The sequence below is a fragment of the Nocardia sp. NPDC052254 genome (assembly GCF_040679495.1).
In the GTDB taxonomy this organism is placed as follows: domain Bacteria; phylum Actinomycetota; class Actinomycetes; order Mycobacteriales; family Mycobacteriaceae; genus Nocardia.
Genome location: NZ_JBFAUW010000001.1, coordinates 413,177 through 432,662, shown reverse-complemented (window position 1 = coordinate 432,662; position 19,486 = coordinate 413,177). Strand labels below are relative to the sequence as shown.

Genomic DNA, 19,486 nt, shown 5'->3' with positions numbered 1-19,486 from the left:
GGCACGTGCCGCATCAGCTCTTCGACAGGGCCCACCCGCAACATTCGGGTGGGCCCTGTCTGCGTATCGGATCAGGCGCTGACCGGGCGCTCGGTGGCGAATCGGCTCTCCACCGGCGACAACCCGTAGTGCCCGCGCAGGGTGTCGGTGGTGTATTCGGTACGGAAGATGCCGCGTTCCTGCAGGATCGGCACCACGTGGTCGACGAAGTCGGTCAGCCCGCCGGGCAGATACGGCGGCATGATGTTGAAGCCGTCGGCCGCGCCCGCCTCGAACCAGCTCTGCAGCTCGTCGGCGATCTGCTCCGGGGTGCCGGCGAAGCTGCGGTGACCGCGACCGCCGCCGAGCTTGCCGATCAGCTCGCGCACGGTGAGCTGCTCGCCGGCCGCCAGCTCCTTGATCAGTGTGAACCGGGACTTGCCGCCCTCGATGTCGGTTTCGTCCGGGAGCGGGGGTAGCGGTGCGTCGAGGGGATGGCCGGTCAGATCGATGCCGAGCTGGGTGGACAATTGGCGCAGTGCGTAATCGGGTGAGATGAGGTCGGTGAACTCCTGTTCCAGTGCCAGCGCCTCGGCGGTGGTCTCGGCGATGTAGGGCACCAGACCGGGCAGTACCTTCAATTCGTCGGGGCCGCGGCCGTACTTCGGCATCCGCGATTTCAGGTCACGGTAGAAACGTTGTCCCTCGGCGAGGCTGCGCTGGGCGGTGAACACCGCCTCCGCGTAACGGGCCGCGAATTCCCTTCCGCTCTCCGAAGATCCGGCCTGCACGAGCAGTGGCCGCCCCTGCGGGCCGCGCGGCGAGTTCAATGGCCCCCGGACCCGGAAACGGTCGCCGGCGTAGTCGATGGTGTGCACCCGGTCCGGATCGGCGAAGACCCCGGCCTCCGGGTCGAGCACGATCGCCGAGGACTCCCAGCTGTCCCACAATTGCAGTGCGACATCGACGAATTCGGTGGCGCGCTCATATCTGCGAGCATGTTCGGGTATCGCGTCGTAGCCGAAATTGAAGGCCTCGTCGACGGTGCCCGAGGTGACTATGTTCCACCCGGCGCGCCCGCCGCTGATGTGATCGAGTGAGGCGAATTTCCGTGCCAGATTGAAAGGCTCGTTATATGTGGTCGACGCGGTGGCAATCAGGCCGATGTGCTGGGTCGTGGCGGCGATGGCCGACAGTAGGGTGACGGGTTCGAATACCGCGAGTGTGTTGCGCTGAATTCGCGGGCCCACCGCCAATCCATCGGCGAAGAAGACCGAATCCAGTTTGCCGCGCTCCGCGATCCGGCCCAGCTCCTGGAAGTGCTCGACATCCAGGACCCCTCGCTCGTCGGTGCGGGGATGGCGCCAGGCCGCCTCGTGGTGGCCGACGCCCATCAGGAAGGCGTTGAGATGAAAGGTTTTCGGTGAGGGCGACATCGGTCGTCGACGTCCTTTCCGGGGAAGTGCTTCAGCGATCCGACTCGGGGCGCCAGCGCGTGAGACGGCGCTCGATGGCCACGAGAACGGCGTTGTACCCCAGACCCACGACAGCGATGGCGAGGATGCCGACATACATGTCGGGAATCTGGAAATTCTGCTGGGCCGCGGTGATGAGGTAACCGAGACCGGCTCGTGCACCGGCCATCTCGGTGGCGATGAGGACCAGGATGGAGGCGGAGGCCGCCATCCGGATCCCGGTGAAGATGGTGGGGACCGCGGCCGGCAGAATCACCTTCTGGAACAGGCGCAGGGGTGAGAAGCCCAGTGACACCGCCGATTTGATGAGCAGAGGGTCCACCGACCGGACACCGCTGATGGTATTGAGCAGGATCGGGAAGAATCCGGCGTAGACCACGATCGCGACCTTGGAGGTCTCACCGATTCCCAGGATGAGGATGAAGACCGGCAACAGCGCCAGCGCGGCGGTATTGCGGAACAGCTCCAGCAGCGGATTGAGGAAGTCGGCGATCGGCTTGTACCAGGCGATCGCGACTCCGGCTGGTACGGCGAGGACCACCGCGATCGCGAAGCCGAACAGGGACCGGCCCAGACTCGCGGAGGTGTTGTCCCAGAGCTGGCCGTTGCGGATGAGCTCAGCGGCTCGTTGCACCACGGTGGAGAACGGCGGCAGGAAGATCTGGTCGACCAGTCCCAGCCGGGGAGCGAACTCCCAGAAGGCCAGGAACAGGGCGATGACCACAGCCGGCTTGAGCAGTCGCCACGCCCAGCGACCGGTCAGGACGATCAAGCCCCGGCCGGCGGCGTCGGTGCGCCGGACCGTGGCCGCAACGGTCGACTTCTCGGATACCGGTGCGCGTTCGGCGGTGGTGGGCAATGCGGTGGCCATGGTCTTACCTCCTGTCGGTGGCTGCGAGATCGGCTTGCTCCAGGCCCTGGGCGCGGGTCACCTCGTCGTGCAGCAGTGACCAGATGTGGTGCCGGATCTCGCTGAAGCGCTCGCTCGAGCGGATGTCGGCGTTCGGATCGGCGTCGCGGTCGAGATCGATGTCGACGACCGCTTTGATGCGCCCCGGCCTCGACGTGAGTACGGCTACCCGCTGGCCCAGATGGACCGCTTCGTCGATGTCGTGGGTGATGAACAGAATGGTCTTGCCGGTGGTGCGCCAGATACGCAGCAATTCGTCCTGCAGCGATTCGCGGGTCTGTGCGTCGAGCGCGGCGAACGGCTCGTCCATGAGCAGCACTTCGGGATCGAAGGCGAGGCTGCGCGCGATCGCGACACGCTGTTTCATGCCACCGGACAATTCGTGCGGGTAGCGGTCGCCGAATCCGGTGAGGCCGACGAGATCCAGATACTGCTCGGCGATGTCGCGGCGCCTGCGCCGGCGAATTCGCTTGGCCTCCAGTCCGAATTCGATGTTGCCACGCGCGCAGCGCCAGGGCAGCAGTGCGTACTGCTGGAAGACGATGCCGCGGTCCAGTCCCGGGCCGGTGACCGGTCGGCCGTCGAGCAGGATCTGCCCGCGGCTGGGGCGGGTGAGCCCGCCCAGTAGATCGAGCAGCGTGGATTTACCCGAACCGCTGGGGCCGACCAGGACCAGGAATTCCCCGTCCCGTACGTCGACGGTGATGTCTTCGAGAGCGGTGAACGCAATCGCGGCACCCCGGCCGGCGAATTCCTTGCGCACTCCGTCGAGCGCGAGTTTGACTGCCGTGTCACTCATTTGGCGGCTACCGCCTCTCCGGTCGGCCCGCTGCCTGGCGGGTATTGCCCGTTGGCGTAGGGATTGAACTCGTTGGTGTAGATGTCCTCGGCGGCCAGCTTCCCGGCGGGCAGTTCACCGTTGCGGACCAGCCAGTCGATCCAGATCTGCACTTCGCGGTCCTCGATCACCGCGCCGGGCACCGGGATGCCGGCGGATTTGTAGGAGTTGAGCAGCGTCGTGTTCTCGTTGCGGCCGCGCTTGCCGATGATGTCGGCCAGCCGTGCCACCACCCGGTCGTGCGGGGTGGTCTGCAACCAGCGGGTGGCGCGGGCGGTGCCCTGGACGAAGTCGGCTACCGCATCCTTGTGGCCTTGGATGTAGTCCTTGCGGAAAACGTAGGTGCCGTAGTCGAACTGGCCGAACAATCCCTTGTCGGTGTAGAGCGGATGAATGCCGCCGTGGGCGAGCGCGATGTCCTGCAATGGTCCGCTCAGTGCCGCGATATCGATCTGTTTCTCCCGCAGGGCCTGTTCGGTATTGACGGGCGGCAGCACCACCAGTTGGACCTGCTCGATCTCGCCATCGGTGAGGCCCTGATCGTGCAACCACTGGCGGGTGACGAATTCATGATGCGCGCCGAGGGTGTTGACGCCGACCTTCTTGCCGATCAGATCCCGGGCGGTCGTGATGCCGGAATCGTCACGGACGTAATAGCCGGTGAAGCTGAGGTCGTCGGCGCCGTAGGAACTCAGCACCGAAGTCACCGGCGCACCGCCCGCGACCAGCTTGACGACCGCACCGTTGAAAGCGCTGCCGAATTCGATCTGTTTTGTGGTGGCGGCCTGGATGTTGGCCGGGCCGCTGGTGGTATCGCCCACCCACTTCAACTCGATGGCGGCGAAGTAGCCGAGGTCAGCGGCGAGTTCGACGGGGCTGACCGTGCCGGTCTGGCCCTGATAGCGGAGGATGGTTTTGCCGTCGGCGGTCGTGCCGGGGCCCGAATTCGAGCATCCGGAGGCGAGTGCGACGAGCACGGGCAGGGCCGAGACGGCGGCGAGGATGTGCGTGATCCGGGGTCGTCCGAACGACAACATGGCTGGTTCTTTCAGTTCTTCGAAACGAATTTCGTTATGTCGCACTCTGGTCCGCCCGTGCACCTGCGGCAATGGTTGTGCGCAGGGAGAGCGGATTCGCCTCCGCAAGTGAGCGGACCCATCGGTGTGTTCTGTCCGGGTGAGCTGTCCGGACCCGATAGACTCCGTTGCGCGCCGCGGGGCCGGTGCGCGGGCCTGGCGGCCCGAAGTCGCCGTGGGGCGAAATGTGCTGCGGTGCACGGTGTATCGGTGGGGAGCCGGTTCGGTGCGGCCGGCGTCGACTGCGGAGAGAAGGAGTGATGCGGCGTGCGGTATTCCTCCGGTGAGGAGTTTGCGGTCCGGCTCAATGTCCTGTTCGACCGATGGGAGTGCGCGAACGGCGAACGCCTGTCGAATTCCGTTGTGGCGGACCGGCTGACCGCGGCCGGGCATCGGGTCTCCAAGCCCTATCTCTCGCAACTGCGCAGCGGCAAACGCGGGAATCCGTCCTGGGACCTGGTGCGCGGGCTGAGTGAAGTGTTCGGAATGGACGGGGAATTTCTCGTGCACGGACTGCTGCCGACCGGAGCCGGTGACGGGACGATCGTCGGGCGGTTACGTGACGAATCGCTGCGGGAATTGACCAGTATCGCCGCCGTGTTGACCGCGGAGAATCTGGACTATCTCGTTCGGATCGCGGATATGTTCCGCGCGGCCGAGGGCTTGCCGAGCGAAGACGGCTCGGCCGGGCTGTAGCGGCGGTTGCGCTGTCGCCGCGGTCAGCGTGCCGCGGGTTCCGGTTCTGTCGCGGTCGCCGTCTCGGTGAACTGGTCTGCGCCCCACCGCGCGTCGACGATCAGGCCGATCACGCCGATGGTGATGCAGACCCCGGACAGTACGAGCAGCCCGGGATCGGTCCGCCCGGTGAGGGCGTCGCCGAGGACGACCACGCCCACCGTGCCGGGAATGATGCCGATGAGTGTCGCGAGCAGATACGGCACCATGCGTACCGAGGACAGTCCGGCACAGTAGTTGATCACCGAGAACGGCACGGGGGCGATCAATCGCAGCGATCCCACGGCGAGCCAGCCGCGCCGGGCCAGTCGCCGGTCCACCGCGCGGACCGCGGGATGGTTCAGCCGGGCCGCGACCTGGTCCCGGTCCAGGGCGCGGACCAGCAGCAGTGCCACGATGGCGCTCACCGTCGTCGCGGCCACGGCGAGGGTGACTCCGAGAATCGGACCGAACAGCAGTCCGGCGCTGAGCGTGAATACGGTGCGCGGGAACGGCGCGACGGTGACGATGGCGTGGACCAGGAAGAAGACCAGCGGGAAGATCGGGCCGACCGAATCGGCCCAGTCGCGAATCTGTTGCGGGGCCGGATGCGGAGCGAGTACCGCGACCGCGGCGAGCGCGGCGGCGAGCACCAGCAGCATCACGACTCGTCGATTGCGAAGCAGCCGCACCACCACTTCTCTCGTCCTCGCCACCGCGACAGGTTACCGGTAGGTAGGGCGAGGCTGTGCGAAGAGCCTGCGAATGCCGGGCTAGCATCAAATGAAGGTTGAGGAATGATCGTTAACCAAAATGCGTGTTGACCTGCCGATATCGCCTATCGGGTGCGCTGTGAAGCGGGCACACAGCCGGTTGCGAAGACCCTGCGAAGAGTTGGGTTGGACAGCGGATTCCGGTACAGGTGGATTATCGCCAGTCGAGTGGAAGAGGTACAGCAGCGATGCCGATCGGTTCAGATCCAGGTGCGGACACCGTGCCTGGATACGCCGCATGGCGTAAGGGTGTGGCCGGAGTACTGGCCAAATCCCGCAAGGTGGATGCGTCCGAACTCGGAGACGAGCCCGAGCGCCTGCTCGAGGTCACCAACTACGACGGCGTGACCATCGCCCCGCTGTACACCCGGCGTGATGAGCTGCCCGAGCAGCCGCTGCCGGGCCGGTTCCCGTTCGTCCGGGGGAACGACGCCACCCGGGACGTGCATCGGGGCTGGTATGTCAGCGCTCGTTTCGGCGGTGCGGATCCCGCGGCGGTGAACCAGGAGATCCTGGCCGGGTTGGACAACGGCGTGAGCGCCGTGTGGCTGCGGGTGGGTGCGGACGGCGTGGCCGTCGATGCCGTGCCGGCCGCGCTGCGCGGACTGCTGTTCGAGCTGGCGCCGCTGACGGTGCAGGCCGGGCCCGACACCACGGCGGCCGCCGAGCGGGTGCTGTCGGTGCTGGACGGCTACCAGGTGGCCGACCGCTCCGATATCCGCGTGTTCCTGGGTGCGTCTCCACTGACCAGCGACTTCGCCGCACTGCCGGATATCGGCGCCGACGATGCCATCGCGCTGGCCCGCACCGCGGCCGGTCGGACCGAGTCGGTGCGGGCGATCACCGTCTCCGGCACCGTGTTCCATGATGCCGGTGCCTCCGACGCACAGGAGATCGGCGCCGCCGTCGCGGCGGGCCTGGAGTACCTGCGGCTGCTCACCGATGCCGGACTCGACACCTCCGATGCGCTGGACCAGGTGAGTTTCCGCTTCGCCGCGACCGACGATCAGTTCGAGACCATCGCGAAATTCCGTGCCGCACGGCGGCTGTGGGCGCGAGTGGCCGAGCGGGTCGGCGCGCCCGAATTCGGGAACGCGCCGCAACACGCGGTCACCTCCGAGGCGATGCTGAGTCGCCGCGATCCGTGGGTGAACATGCTGCGTACCACCCTGGCGGCGTTCGGCGCAGGCGTCGGTGGCGCCGATCTGGTCACCGTGCTGCCCTTCGACGCGGCCCTGCCCGCCGGGGAACTCGGTGTGTCGCAGCCCTTCTCCGAGCGCATGGCACGCAACACCCAGTTGCTGCTGCTCGAGGAATCGCATCTGGGGCATGTGCAGGACCCGGGTGCGGGCTCCTGGCACGTGGAGAGCCTGACCGCGGAGGTGGCGGCCGCGGCGTGGGGGTTCATGCAGGACATCGAGCGCGCCGGCGGATACCGTGCCGCTCTGGAATCCGGACTGCTGGGCGAGCGTATCGCCGAGACGAAGGCGCGCCGGGAATCCGATATCGCGCATCGCCGCACCGCGGTCACGGGTGTGAACGAATTCCCGAACCTCGCCGAGGAGCCGCTGTCGGAGGCGGCGCGGTCGACGGTGCCGGTGGCTCGCTACGGTGCGGCCTTCGAACAGCTGCGGGACCGTTCGGACGCATATCTGGCAGCTCACGGCAGCCGCCCGCGTGCACTGCTGGTGCCGCTGGGACCGGTGGCCGAGCACAACGTGCGGGTCACCTTCACGGCGAACGTACTCGCCTCCGGCGGTATCGAGACCGTCAATCCCGGCGCCCTGGAGATCTCCGGAATCGGTGCGGCCGCAACCGAATCCGCCGCGACCCTGGCGGTGCTCTGTGGAGCCGATTCGCGCTACGCCACCGAGGCCGCGGCCGCGGTGGAGCGGCTGCGTGACTCCGGAGTGACCACGGTGTTGCTGGCGGGGCCGGAGAAGGCGGTGGCCGAGGTCACCGGCACCCAGCGGCCCGATGGATTCCTCACGGCCCGTATGGACGCGGTGGCGACCCTGTCCGGCCTGCTCGAGAAGCTGGGAGCGTAATGACTACTCGCGATGTGAACGACGTGATCGGCAGCTTCGCCGAGATACCGCTGGGCGATCCAGCGGCCGCGCAGGTGGACGCCGACGAGGTGACGGCATTCGTCGCCGAATCCGCGTCGGCCAACAACTACGCGCCCGAACAGCTGGTGTGGCCCACGCCCGAGGGCATCGACGTCGCTCCGGTCTACACCAGGGCCGACCGCGATGCCGTTGCCGAGCAGGGCTATCCACTCGACAGCGTGCCCGGTGTGGCCCCGTTCCTGCGCGGACCGTACCCGACGATGTATGTGAATCAGCCGTGGACCATCCGCCAGTACGCGGGCTTCTCGACCGCGGCCGATTCCAACGCCTTCTACCGCCGCAACCTGCAGTCCGGTCAGAAGGGCCTGTCGGTCGCCTTCGACCTGGCCACCCACCGCGGCTACGACTCCGATCACCCGCGCGTCACCGGTGACGTCGGTATGGCCGGTGTCGCCATCGACTCCATCCTCGACATGCGGGAACTGTTCGATCAGATTCCGCTGGACCAGGTTTCGGTGTCGATGACCATGAACGGTGCGGTGCTGCCGATCCTGGCACTGTACGTCGTGGCCGCCGAGGAACAGGGCGTCAAGCCCGAACAGCTGGCCGGAACCATTCAGAACGACATTCTGAAAGAGTTCATGGTCCGCAACACCTACATCTATCCGCCGAAGCCGTCGATGCGGATCATCTCCGACATCTTCGCCTACACCAGCGCGAAGATGCCGAAGTTCAACTCGATCTCGATCTCGGGTTATCACATCCAGGAGGCGGGTGCGACCGCCGATCTGGAGCTGGCCTACACCCTCGCCGACGGTGTGGAGTACCTCCGCGCCGGTCTGGACGCGGGAATGGAGATCGACAAGTTCGCGCCGCGGCTGTCGTTCTTCTGGGCGATCGGCATGAACTTCTTCATGGAGGTCGCCAAACTGCGCGCCGGGCGGTTGTTGTGGAATGAACTGGTCTCGAAATTCGAGCCCAAGAACCAGAAATCGCTGTCGCTGCGTACGCACTCGCAGACCTCGGGCTGGTCGCTGACCGCGCAGGACGTGTTCAACAATGTCGCGCGCACCTGTGTCGAGGCGATGGCCGCGACGCAGGGCCACACCCAGTCGTTGCACACCAACGCCCTCGACGAGGCGCTGGCGCTGCCCACCGACTTCTCCGCGCGCATCGCCCGCAACACCCAGCTGCTGCTACAGCAGGAATCGGGTACGACCCGCCCGATCGACCCGTGGGGCGGCTCGTACTACGTCGAGTGGCTGACCCATCAGCTGGCCGAGCGCGCGCGGGCCCACATCGCCGAGGTCGAGGCCCACGGCGGTATGGCGCAGGCGATTTCGGAGGGCATCCCGAAGCTGCGCATCGAAGAGGCCGCCGCACGCACCCAGGCGCGCATCGACACCGGCGCGCAGCCGGTGATCGGCGTCAACAAGTACCAGGTGCAAGAGGACCAGGAGATCGAGGTCCTCAAGGTCGAGAACTCGCGGGTGCGGGCCGAGCAGAACGAGAAGCTGCAACGGCTGCGTGCCGAACGCGACAGCGCCGAGGTCGAGCGGGCACTGGGCGAATTGACCCGTGCCGCGGCCTCTTCCGAGGGCGGCATGGGCAACAACCTGCTCGCCCTGGCCATCGACGCCGCCCGCGCCAAGGCCACCGTCGGTGAGATCTCCGACGCGCTGGAGAAGGTGTACGGCCGCCATCAGGCCGAGATCCGTACACTGTCGGGCGTCTACCGGGAGGAGGCCGGCAAGGTGACCAACATCAGCAAGGCGATCGAGCTGGTGGAGGAGTTCGCCGAGGCCGAGGGGCGTCGTCCCCGCATCCTGGTCGCGAAGATGGGCCAGGACGGTCACGATCGCGGGCAGAAGGTCATCGCTACCGCCTTCGCCGATCTGGGTATGGACGTCGATGTGGGCCCGCTGTTCCAGACCCCGGAAGAGGTGGCGCAGCAGGCGGCCGACAACGACGTGCACATCGTCGGTGTGTCGTCGCTGGCGGCCGGGCACCTCACGCTGGTGCCGGCCCTGCGGCAGGCGCTGGCCGATGTCGGGCGCCCCGACATCATGGTCATCGTCGGCGGTGTGATCCCGCCCGGTGACTTCGACGAGTTGTACGCCGCGGGCGCCGCGGCCATCTTCCCGCCCGGCACCGTGATCGCCGATGCCGCGATCGGCCTGCTGCAGAAGTTGGCGGCCGAACTCGGGCACGAGATCGGCGGACAAGCCGAGGCACAGTGAGCGACGCCGACCTGACCCCGGCGGGCGCCGCGTCCGCCGGGGCCGAGTTGCCCGGCACCCAGGCATTGTCGACCGAGCGCGGAATGCCACCACCACTGCGGATGGCGGGCCCGGAACGCGGGGGCGGGCCGTCCGGCAGGCGTGAGATCGATATCGCGGCGCTGGCCACCTCGATCCGCGGGAACCAGCGTGCCGCACTCGCGCGGGCGATCACCCTCGTCGAATCCACCCGGGCCGACCATCGCGAGGCCGCGCAACGTTTGCTGCTGGAGTTGTCCGACGCCGGCGCTGCGGTCGCGTCCAACCGGGTCGGCATCACCGGCGTGCCCGGGGTGGGTAAGTCGACCTTCATCGACGCGCTCGGGATGTATCTGATCGGTCAGGGCCACCGGGTGGCGGTGCTGGCGGTGGATCCGTCCTCGACCCGCACCGGCGGCTCGATCCTGGGGGACAAGACCCGCATGGCGCGGTTGTCGGTCGAGCGCGACGCCTATATCCGTCCGTCGCCGACGGCCGGCACCCTCGGCGGTGTCGCCAAGGCGACCCGGGAGACCATCGTGCTGCTGGAGGCGGCGGGCTACGACGTGATCCTGGTGGAGACCGTCGGTGTCGGCCAGTCCGAGGTGACCGTCGCGAACATGGTCGACGTCTTCTGCTTCCTCACCCTGGCTCGCACCGGAGATCAGTTGCAGGGCATCAAGAAAGGTGTGCTGGAGCTGGCGGATCTGGTGGCCGTCAACAAGGCCGACGGCCGCCACGAAATCGAGGCGCGGGCCGCCGCGCGAGAGCTGCAGGGTGCGATGCGGCTGATCCATCCGCGCGAATCGCTGTGGCGCTCACCGGTACTCACCATGAGCGGGCTCAACGGGAGTGGTCTGGACACCTTCTGGGACACCGTGCTCGAACACCGCCGGGTGCTGACCGAAGCGGGGGAGTTCGCGGAGAAGCGCCGGCGTCAGCAGGTCGACTGGACCTGGACCATGGTGCACGACAACCTGCTGCGGCGGCTGGCCGACAATCCGGGCGTGAGATCCATTCGCGCCCAGGTCGAAAAGCAGATCCGTGACGGTTCGCTGACCCCCGCGCTCGCCGCCGAGGAATTGCTGCGCGCCTTCGACGAGGGGTAGCGGCCACAGCCGGCTCGGCCGGCGATCAGGTGAGGGCTATACCGTCCCACAGCGTCCGGACCGGGTACGGGTCGTCCACGACCGCGGGCGGCAGGTCCCATCGTTTGGTGGTCCTGCGGGCCGGGGTGTATCGCGGCCAGTTCACCCGGCCGGTGGCCGCGAACTGCACCCAGGCGCCGTGCACCAGATCGGCCAGTTGCTGCGGTGGGGTCGGTCCGGTGATCCAGTGCATGCGCGGATCACCGAGTTGGTCGAAGGCGAACGGTACCTCCAGGAAATGGCATGATCCGAGCTGGCCATCGAACTGGGGCGAGCGCCAGGTGAATTCGTACATGTAGGTGGCTGCCGGTGCCTGGGCCCGGGCATCGGCCAACCGGAGGCCCGGGACGGTGTAGAACCAATCGGCCTGCAGGATCGCCAGCAGCGCGCCGGGGCTCGCCCCCGGATACGCGGTGCGGTAGGCGGCCAGTGCCCGGTCGACGGGTAGCCGGTACAGCGCCATCGCGGTAGCCAGTTCCGTCTCGGAGACCGAGTCGAGGCTGCGGAAGGGCACCAGCGACAGCCGTCCCTCCTCGCTGTTGTGCCCGAGCAACACCTCCACCCGTGCACCGGCACCGGCTGCGACGGCGTCGAGGGGAATCGCAGGCAGAACGGTGCCGTCGACCGTGGGCCGCCACATGTTGATCCGGCACCCCGGTTCACCGCCCCATCGCTGCGGATCCGGTTGCCGTGCCAGATCCTTCATCACCGCGGTCTGCGCGGCCAGCACTCGTTCGACGCCGACGGTCGCGACCGCGTCCCGGGTGGCGGCCACACCCAGCTTGTCGACGAGGCGCTGCCCGATCTCGCGGGCAGTGCCGGTGGAGTAACAAAGGTTGCCCGCTCCGCTCTCCATGATCGCCCGCTGGAACAATCCTTCGGCGCGCGGCATCGTGAGCAGGGTGCCGATGGCCATCGCTCCGGCGGATTGCCCGGCGACCGTCACGTTGCCGGGGTCGCCACCGAAGGCGGCGATATTGTCGCGCACCCATTCCAGTGCCGAGATCTGATCCAGCAGAGCGACATTCGCCACCCCGTCGTCGAGAAACAGGAATCCTTCGGCGCCGAGCCGGTAGTTCATCGCGACGAACACCACGCCGTCGCGCGCGAAGGCGGTCCCGTCGTAGAGGCCCGTAGTCCCGGTGTCGAAGCCGCCGCCGAAGATCCACACCAGCACCGGCAGCCGCGCCGCACCGGGGCCGGGCGTCCAGATGTCGAGGTTGAGATAGTCCGTGCCCGCGATCGGCGGTGCGAAGAAGTCGAGCGGCGGCGGGGTCGGCGGTTGCGGCGGCGTGGGACCCGGTGCGATGGCGTCGCGCACACCGGTCCACGGCTCGACCGGGCGCGGCGGAAGATACCGGCCCGTCCCCTGTGGCGGCGCGGCATACGGCACACCACGGAAGGTGTGGACCCCCGCGCGCACGCTGCCACGCACCTGTCCGGAACCGGTCGCGACGACCGAATCCGCCTCGCCCTCGGTGCAACCGGTGGCGAACGGGAGTGTGGAGGCCGCGGTCAGTCCGCGCAGAAATGCCCGGCGGTTCACGACAGCGAGATTCGCAGGAACGCGGCGATGTCGTCCCGCGCGGCGTGCGCCTGTGCGACCACACCCGACAGTGTGAGGAATGCGTGCGGGGCGCCGGGATACTCGATCATCCGGACCGGCGTGCCCGCGGCACCGAGCCGCTCGACATAGCGCCTGCCATGATCGGCGACCGGACCTCGGTGGGCACCAGTACCAACGCGGGGGCCAAGTCTGCGAGAACATCGGCATACAGCGGAGATACCGCGCGCGGATCGGTGCCCGGTGGTGCGGCCAAGCGCCGGAACAGCGGAAATTCGGTATCGAACCGGGTGTGTACGAGCCCCGAGGTCTGCGCCTGCGCGGTGATCGACGGGTAGTCGAGCATCGTCCCGGTGACATCGACAGCGGGGTTCACCAGCACCTGTGCCCGCAGGCGCAGTCCCGCCTCCCGTGCCCGGATGGCGATGAGTGCGCTGATCAGCGCACCGCAACTTTCGCCGAGGAGGGCGATTCGGGTGGGGTCCAGGCCCCATCCGGTGGTATTGCCCAGTATGTGGCCGAGTGCATCCCACCCGTCTGCCACGGCGGCCGGCAGCGGCGTTCGAGAGTCCAGCAGACGGTGTTCGACCGACACGACCACTGCGGGCAGGTGCGCGGCGAGATAGCTGTTGGCCCAGTCGCACTGCGCCGCCGTGCCGACGAACCCGCCGCCGTGCACATGCAGTACCACGGGCAGATCCGTGGACCCGGTCGAGGGGCGATACACCCGGACCGGGAGGTCGCGGCCCGGCAGTGCGATGTGCTCCCATTCGATGGTGGCGCCCGGATCGGGAAATCCGATGATCGCCCGCGCGCCCGGCGAGGCGCGAAAACGGTTCTCCGCCTCGCGATAGGTGATCAGTTCCTCGTCGGTGACGGTCGTCCAATCCGGCTCCGGCGGCCGCTGTGCGGTGGTCTCGTACATCCGTGCTTCCTGTCGTTCCGCTTTATACCTACGACGTAGGTTTCGAATGGACGGTATAGCCTACGGTGTAGGTTTCGCAAGGGAAGGGAGCACGGGTGGTCAGGCGGGCACAGGGGACATCGGCGGGGCTGAGCCGGGAGCGGATCGCGGCCGCCGCCGTGGCGCTGGTCGATCGCGACGGTCTCGAGCGATTCGGGGTGCGGCGGCTCGCCGATGACCTCGGCGTGGACCCCATGTCGATCTACAACCACATCAAAGGCAAAGCGGCTCTGCTGGATGCGGTATCGGAGGCCGTGCTCGCGGAGATACCGGCCGAGCCGGGGGTGGTGGGCGAGTGCTGGGAAGACATCGCGCGCCGCACGGCGCACGGCTACCGTGCGGCGGGCTGTCGCCATCCGCATGTGGTTCCGCTGCTGGCCACCCGGCCGCAGACCTCGCCGGCGGCCCTGTCCGCGCTCGAGCGGCTCGTCACCGCGATGCGCGAGGCCGGGCTACCCGACGAGGTGGTCTCGGACACCCCGACCGTCCTGTTCGGATTTCTCAACGGCTATCTGCTGGCGGTTCTCGGAGGCGGCGCACCGAACGTGCCCGAGATCGACTCGGCGCTGCATCCGACGTTGGCCGGCCTGGCATCCCGGATGGCGGGCTTCGGCGCCTCGGAGGATTTCGACCGGATGCTCGACACCGTGCTCGCCGGCATCCGGAGCCGCGCCGACGGGCCGCACGGATGATCTACCGGCGCGAGGTTCGTCCGCGCGGATCGGGTTCGGGGACTCGGTCGAGTGCGAACAACCGCGCGGCATTGTCGTGGCAGACCGCGCGCAGCCAGTCCTCGCCGAGATCGAGTCGTTCGAGTGCCTCCAGTGCGTGGGCATAGGAGTACGGGATGTTCGGGAAGTCGCTGCCGAACAGGATTCGGTCACCGAGATCGGCCAGCCGGGGGTATTCGTCGCGCGGGAAGGGATCTCGTTCCTCGACGAAATCGGTGAACGACATGGTCGTGTCGAGATGGACGGCCTCGTGGTGCTGGGCGATATCGAGGAATTCCGAATATTCGGGCACGCCCATGTGCGCGACAATCAACCGCAGCCGCGGAAAACGGCGCAGCAGTCCGGCGATGGGCCCGGGTCCGGTGAACTTTCCCCGCGCCGGGCCGGAACCGCAATGAATCAGTACGGGAATTCCGGCATCCTGTAGCAGGCCCCAGACCTCGGTGAGTAGTGGATCGCCGGGATCGTAATCGCCGACCTGGATGTGGGACTTGAAGATTCGCGCGCCCGACTCGACGGCCGTGCGCACATAGTTCTCGGCGCCCCGCTCGGGATAGAAGGTGGCGGTGTGCAGGCAGTCGGGTGTGTGCGAGGCGAAGTCGGCGGCCCACTCGTTGAGCCACGCGGCCATATCGGGTTTGTGCGGGTATATCAGTGAGGTGAACGCGCGCACCCCGAACGCGCGCAACGTGGCGATCCGTTCGGCCTCGTCGTCGCGATAGGTGATCGGCCACGGCCGGCCGATCAGCGGTCCCGCGGAGTCGAAATACTCCCACACCTTGCGCAGCACGCGATCCGGCATGAAATGCGTATGCACATCGATGATTCCGGCCAGCCCGAGCCGTTCCCGGAAATCCGCGACCGCCGCCAGGTCATCGTCGTCGACACTCACCGAACCTCCTGAACCGCGGGCGGATACACCGTGGCCGCGAACTCGCCGATACGCGCGATCATCTGGTCGAAGAACGCCGCCGGATCCGTCCGGACGGCGATATCGGCATTGGGCTCACGCCCCCACATGCCGGCCCAATCGGCCACGGTCGTCGCTCGAGTGATGGTGCCCGCGAGCTCGACATCGACGGTCGCCGGTCGCAGCACCGCCACTGCCGGATCCAGCGCCACGGCCGCGGCGAACGGATCGTGCATATGGGCCAGATAGCCCTGTCCGTACTGCCGATGGAATTCGAAATAGAACCGGACGGCGTCGATGAGAAACCGCACGATCGGGTTGGTGGCGGCCGACCGCATACCGAGCGGATCGCCGGGATCGGGAATCGTATCGGGTTCGGTACAAGCGTATTCGGCGATCCGCCGCAAGTGGTCGGGCACCATCTCGATGGTCTCGGTGATATCGAGCGCGCACACGATCGGGCGGCGGTCCGGGGGTGCCGCGGAGAACGCGTCGAAGACCACCTTCGCGGCCTCCGGGTCCACGTGCACGTTCCATTCGCTGGCCGGCGTGGTGTTGCCCGGATGCTGGAACGCGCCGCCCATGATGACCAACCGCCGGAGCAGTTGCGGCAGTGCGGGTTCCAGCTCCAGCGCGAGCGCCAGGTTGGTCAGTGGCCCGGTGCACAGCCCCAGGACCGTACCCGGCGCCGACCGCGCGACGTCGACCCACACCTGCGCGGCCGAACGCGGCGACAGCGGGCGTGCGGAGACCGGCAATTCGGCGTAACCGATTCCCTGCGGCCCGTGGGTGTCCTCGGTGGTGCGCAGCGGGATCGCCAATGGTTGCGCGGCGCCGAGCGCGACCTCGATTTCGGGAGCCCGGCACAGATCCAGCAGTGCCAGATTGTTGGCAGCGACTTGTTCGACGGGGACGTTCCCCGCGGTCGAGGCGATGGCGGCGATGTCGGCCCGCGGATCCGCCAGCAGATACAGCAGTGCCAGCGCATCGTCGATCCCGGTGTCGACGTCGACCATGATCTTCTGGCGCACGGGACGAGACTATCCACCGGTGGGCCGCACGATCCGCCCGCCCCGGTCCCGATCACTCGGCCGGCCTGTTCGATTCTCCGGGACGATCGAGGTGCCCCGATCGGTCCGTACCGAGAGGCACACCGAGGCCGTGGTCATCGCCCCAGGAACTGTGCGGCCCGCTCGACGACGGCGTCCGGCGGCCGATCGGTGCGGACAATGGCGCCGCGTTCCTCCGGCGCGAGCGGTTCGAGGGTGCCGAGCTGCGAATCGAGCAGCGCCGCCGGCATGAAATGGTGCTCGCGCCGGGCGAGCCGATCGAGCAGGACGGCGCGGTCGGCTGTGAGGAGCAGGAAGAACAGTTCCGGTGCGGCCGTGCGCAATCGGTCGCGATAGCGGCGCGCGAGAGCCGAGCAGGCGATGACGCCGCCCTCGGTGTCGTGGTCGCGCAACCACGTACCGACGGTGGCCAGCCACGGCTCGCGATCACCGTCGTCCAGTGGCACCCCGGCCGACATCTTGGCGATATTCGCGGGCGGGTGCATGTCGTCGGCGTCGGCATATGCCACGCCGAGCCGGTCGGCGAGCAGCCGTGCCGTCACCGTCTTGCCCGACCCCGAGACGCCCATCACCACGACGACGCCGGGCCTGGTGCCAGGGACTTCTCCGGCGCTCATAAGTTTCTAGTCATTCTTTCCGGATTTGATGTGCATCGCTGCCCTCCGCGCTGTATGTTAATTGTTATTCTCGCTGTTTTCGGTTGGCGCGTGCCGCTGGCCGGTCGCATCCGCACCGTCCGGACCGGTGAGAACCCCGCCGCGGCCGGAAGAGCTCCGGGCCGCGGGTGATCGACACCGGCGAAAGGGATCAACGATGAACCCATGGGTACTGATTCAGAATTTCCTCTACCAGATCGACATGGGCTCCGCCGGATTCGGCAGCTGACCGCCCGGCGCCCGGATCGGCCGCTCGCGGCCGGCCCGCGTACTCGCGGAACCTGCTCGTAGTCAACGAGTTCGGGCCTCCGGTGGCGGCGTCAGCATCGGAACCAGATACCGGCGAGCCAGATCGGCGAGTTGTTCGTCGTCGTCGAGATCGACCACGCCGCTGGGAATGGCCAGGAACGACGCCGAGATGCGGACCATCAATTCGGCCACCATCTCGGTGTCTACCTCGGCCGGGACCGCTCCGGTACGTTGTTCGCGCCGCAGCTGGCCCGCGACGAACTGCCGCACCATCGCGACGGTGCGGCCCTGGTCGCCGATCATCGTGCCCACGAGCATGTCCGGTTCCGCGGTCAGCAGGCCGCCGATGATCGGGTTGCCGCGAATCGTTCGCAACGAGGTGACGAAGCCGAGTACGACACGGTCGGCGGCAGTGTGCCCGCGGCCGATCTCGGTGAGGAACTGATCGAAGTAGCGCCGGTATTCACGCAGGATGACCTGTTCGACCAGAACATCCTTGGTCGCGAAGCGACGGTAGACGGTGATGCGGGAGACGTTGGCCCGCTGCGCCACATCGTCCATCGTCGAGCGGCGAACGCCGAGCTCGCCGAATTGTTCGCAGGCCGCGTCGAGCACTCTGGTGCGGATGTCGTCGCCGTCGTCGGACCTGTCGACGGCCGCGGTGTACGCGCGTTCGATCAGTGACGCCGTGGATGGTGCGGGATCGGGCACCGATGGTCCTGGCTTCATAATTTCCTCTCATCCGGGGCCGGTCACCGAAATTTTTCCAAGTCCTTGTGATCAAGGACACGATGTGTTCTCATCAAGATACTCGGATACAGACTTTGTATCTCTGTATCTGACGGACTCAATGAAGAGGGACGTTAGCATGGATGGACTCAGCAGACGTGACGCGTTGCGGGTCAGTAGCGGACTCGTGGGCGCGGTCGGGGCGCTGGCGCTGGGAGCGCGTACGGCACGCGCGGAACCGTGGACATGGTCACCGTCGGGTTCGGTTCTCGGCAGCGGCGGTGGCGCCGATCCGCTGAAGATGTGGGATCCCGAAGCCGACCCGGTATTGGCCGATGTCATGGACCACGCGGATGTGCCGGCGGTGAACCGGCTGCTGGCGACATGGACCAAGAATGATCAGCCCATTCCCGAGGGGTTGCCGAAGAATCTGCGCGACTTCATGGAATACGCACGGCAGCTGCCGTCGTGGACCGATCAGAACAAACTGGCCGCGGGGTTCGAATTCAACAAGAAGCGCGGCACCTATCTCGGTGTGCTGTACGCCTTCGCCAGCGGCATGATGTCGACGGTGATCCCGCACGAGGCGCTGGCGGTGTATTACTCGCGTGGCGGCTCGCATCTGAAGGACCGCATCGCGAAGACCGCGAAATTCGGTTACGACATCGGCACGGTCAACGCCTACGGTCCCGGTGGCGAGATGATTGTGACCTGCGTGAAGACCCGGATCATTCACGCGTCGGTGCGGCATCTGCTGCCGACGTCGCCGCATTGGCCGGACGAGGTCACACCGATCAGTCAGGACGATCTCATGGTCACCTGGCACAGTCTGGCAACCACGATCATGCGAACCTTCCATGCCTGGAATGTGCGAATTCCCGAGGTCGAATCCGACGGGTATCTGCATGGCTGGCAGTTGGCCGGTCATCTGCTCGGCATTCGTGACGAGTACATTCCGGCGACCTGGGCGCAGGCCGATTCACAGGCCAAACAGGTCCTCGATCCGATCCTGGCCCCGACCGCCGAGGGGATCGACCTCGCGCACAAGCTGATGGAACTCGGCTTCGATCTCGACCTGAGCTTGCTCAGCGGGCCGATCCTGGGCGCGTTCACCAGGTTCATCCTGGGCGACCGGATCGCCGACTGGCTGAAGATCGCGCACGAGCCGGTATGGGATCCGCTACTGCGGTTCAGCTGGGGACCGTTCGTCGCGGTCAAGGAAGGCGTGCAGGGCGTGATCCCGCCGTCGGCGGACGCCGCGTGGCTGTTCGATGAGTTCCTGCGTCAATTCGTGCTGTGGTACGTGGCCGAGTTGCGCATGCCGATCAGCATCGAGATCCCGCAGACCAACCGGTGATTCGGGCGAAGTAGAA

The 19,486-nt window shown here is 67.2% G+C and carries 17 protein-coding genes; 6 read left to right on the top strand and 11 right to left on the bottom strand.

Annotated features, from left to right (window positions below; translation table 11 throughout):
- Positions 1–71: 71 nt before the first annotated feature.
- From AB0L57_RS01925 to AB0L57_RS01910, 4 genes are read right to left on the bottom strand one after another with little or no spacing between them, the layout of a single operon-like run.
- Entirely contained in the window at positions 72–1,415 is a 1,344-nt protein-coding gene (locus tag AB0L57_RS01925; RefSeq protein WP_364955535.1) for an LLM class flavin-dependent oxidoreductase, read from the bottom strand.
- Between the two features lie 31 nt (positions 1,416–1,446).
- Positions 1,447–2,325, bottom strand: coding sequence for an ABC transporter permease (locus AB0L57_RS01920; protein ID WP_364955532.1), 879 nt, complete (start codon positions 2,323–2,325; stop codon positions 1,447–1,449).
- 4 nt (positions 2,326–2,329) lie between these two features.
- Entirely contained in the window at positions 2,330–3,163 is an 834-nt protein-coding gene (locus AB0L57_RS01915; protein ID WP_364955529.1) for an ABC transporter ATP-binding protein, read from the bottom strand.
- Positions 3,160–4,239 carry an ABC transporter substrate-binding protein gene (locus tag AB0L57_RS01910; RefSeq protein WP_364955526.1) on the bottom strand — a complete coding sequence of 360 codons (1,080 nt, stop codon included), beginning with the start codon at positions 4,237–4,239 and terminating at the stop codon, positions 3,160–3,162. Before AB0L57_RS01910 ends, AB0L57_RS01915 begins: the two co-directional genes overlap by 4 nt.
- 306 nt (positions 4,240–4,545) lie before the next feature.
- Between AB0L57_RS01910 and AB0L57_RS01905 the strand changes: the two genes are divergently transcribed.
- Positions 4,546–4,974: a hypothetical protein gene (locus tag AB0L57_RS01905; RefSeq protein WP_364955523.1), complete on the top strand. Its 429-nt coding sequence runs from the start codon at positions 4,546–4,548 to the stop codon at positions 4,972–4,974.
- Between the two features lie 23 nt (positions 4,975–4,997).
- On the opposite strand, the gene AB0L57_RS01900 is transcribed toward AB0L57_RS01905, so the two are convergent.
- Entirely contained in the window at positions 4,998–5,687 is a 690-nt protein-coding gene (locus AB0L57_RS01900) for a TVP38/TMEM64 family protein (RefSeq protein ID WP_364957240.1), read from the bottom strand.
- Positions 5,688–5,953: 266 nt separating this feature from the next.
- On the opposite strand from AB0L57_RS01900, the gene AB0L57_RS01895 reads away from it, so the two are divergent.
- The 3 genes from AB0L57_RS01895 to meaB all read left to right on the top strand — a co-directional run bounded on the left by AB0L57_RS01895 (position 5,954) and on the right by meaB (position 11,201).
- A complete protein-coding gene (locus AB0L57_RS01895; RefSeq protein WP_364955521.1) occupies positions 5,954–7,813 on the top strand; it encodes a methylmalonyl-CoA mutase family protein in 1,860 nt (619 codons plus the stop codon).
- Complete coding sequence (gene scpA / locus AB0L57_RS01890; RefSeq protein WP_364955518.1) at positions 7,813–10,074, top strand: methylmalonyl-CoA mutase; 2,262 nt, start codon at positions 7,813–7,815, stop codon at positions 10,072–10,074. Before AB0L57_RS01895 ends, scpA begins: the two co-directional genes overlap by 1 nt.
- A 101-nt stretch (positions 10,075–10,175) precedes the next feature.
- Entirely contained in the window at positions 10,176–11,201 is a 1,026-nt protein-coding gene (meaB, locus tag AB0L57_RS01885; RefSeq protein WP_364957237.1) for a methylmalonyl Co-A mutase-associated GTPase MeaB, read from the top strand.
- A gap of 25 nt (positions 11,202–11,226) precedes the next feature.
- On the opposite strand, the gene AB0L57_RS01880 is transcribed toward meaB, so the two are convergent.
- Complete coding sequence (locus tag AB0L57_RS01880; RefSeq protein ID WP_364955515.1) at positions 11,227–12,786, bottom strand: carboxylesterase family protein; 1,560 nt, start codon at positions 12,784–12,786, stop codon at positions 11,227–11,229.
- Between the two features lie 106 nt (positions 12,787–12,892).
- Positions 12,893–13,729, bottom strand: coding sequence for an alpha/beta hydrolase fold domain-containing protein (locus tag AB0L57_RS01875; RefSeq protein ID WP_364955512.1), 837 nt, complete (start codon positions 13,727–13,729; stop codon positions 12,893–12,895).
- 95 nt (positions 13,730–13,824) lie between these two features.
- Here AB0L57_RS01875 and AB0L57_RS01870 point away from each other — a divergent pair, with 95 nt between their 5' ends.
- Complete coding sequence (locus tag AB0L57_RS01870) at positions 13,825–14,460, top strand: TetR/AcrR family transcriptional regulator C-terminal domain-containing protein (protein ID WP_364955509.1); 636 nt, start codon at positions 13,825–13,827, stop codon at positions 14,458–14,460.
- A gap of 1 nt (position 14,461) precedes the next feature.
- Here AB0L57_RS01870 and AB0L57_RS01865 read toward each other — a convergent pair whose 3' ends face one another.
- The 4 genes from AB0L57_RS01865 to AB0L57_RS01850 form a co-directional block, all read right to left on the bottom strand.
- A complete protein-coding gene (locus AB0L57_RS01865) occupies positions 14,462–15,391 on the bottom strand; it encodes an amidohydrolase family protein (RefSeq protein ID WP_364955506.1) in 930 nt (309 codons plus the stop codon).
- Complete coding sequence (locus tag AB0L57_RS01860) at positions 15,388–16,440, bottom strand: nucleoside hydrolase (RefSeq protein ID WP_364955503.1); 1,053 nt, start codon at positions 16,438–16,440, stop codon at positions 15,388–15,390. Before AB0L57_RS01860 ends, AB0L57_RS01865 begins: the two co-directional genes overlap by 4 nt.
- Positions 16,441–16,574: 134 nt before the next feature.
- Entirely contained in the window at positions 16,575–17,096 is a 522-nt protein-coding gene (locus AB0L57_RS01855) for a gluconokinase (protein WP_364955500.1), read from the bottom strand.
- Between the two features lie 330 nt (positions 17,097–17,426).
- Entirely contained in the window at positions 17,427–18,113 is a 687-nt protein-coding gene (locus AB0L57_RS01850) for a TetR/AcrR family transcriptional regulator (protein WP_364955497.1), read from the bottom strand.
- Between the two features lie 139 nt (positions 18,114–18,252).
- On the opposite strand from AB0L57_RS01850, the gene AB0L57_RS01845 reads away from it, so the two are divergent.
- Complete coding sequence (locus AB0L57_RS01845) at positions 18,253–19,470, top strand: oxygenase MpaB family protein (protein WP_364955494.1); 1,218 nt, start codon at positions 18,253–18,255, stop codon at positions 19,468–19,470.
- Positions 19,471–19,486: the final 16 nt, after the last annotated feature.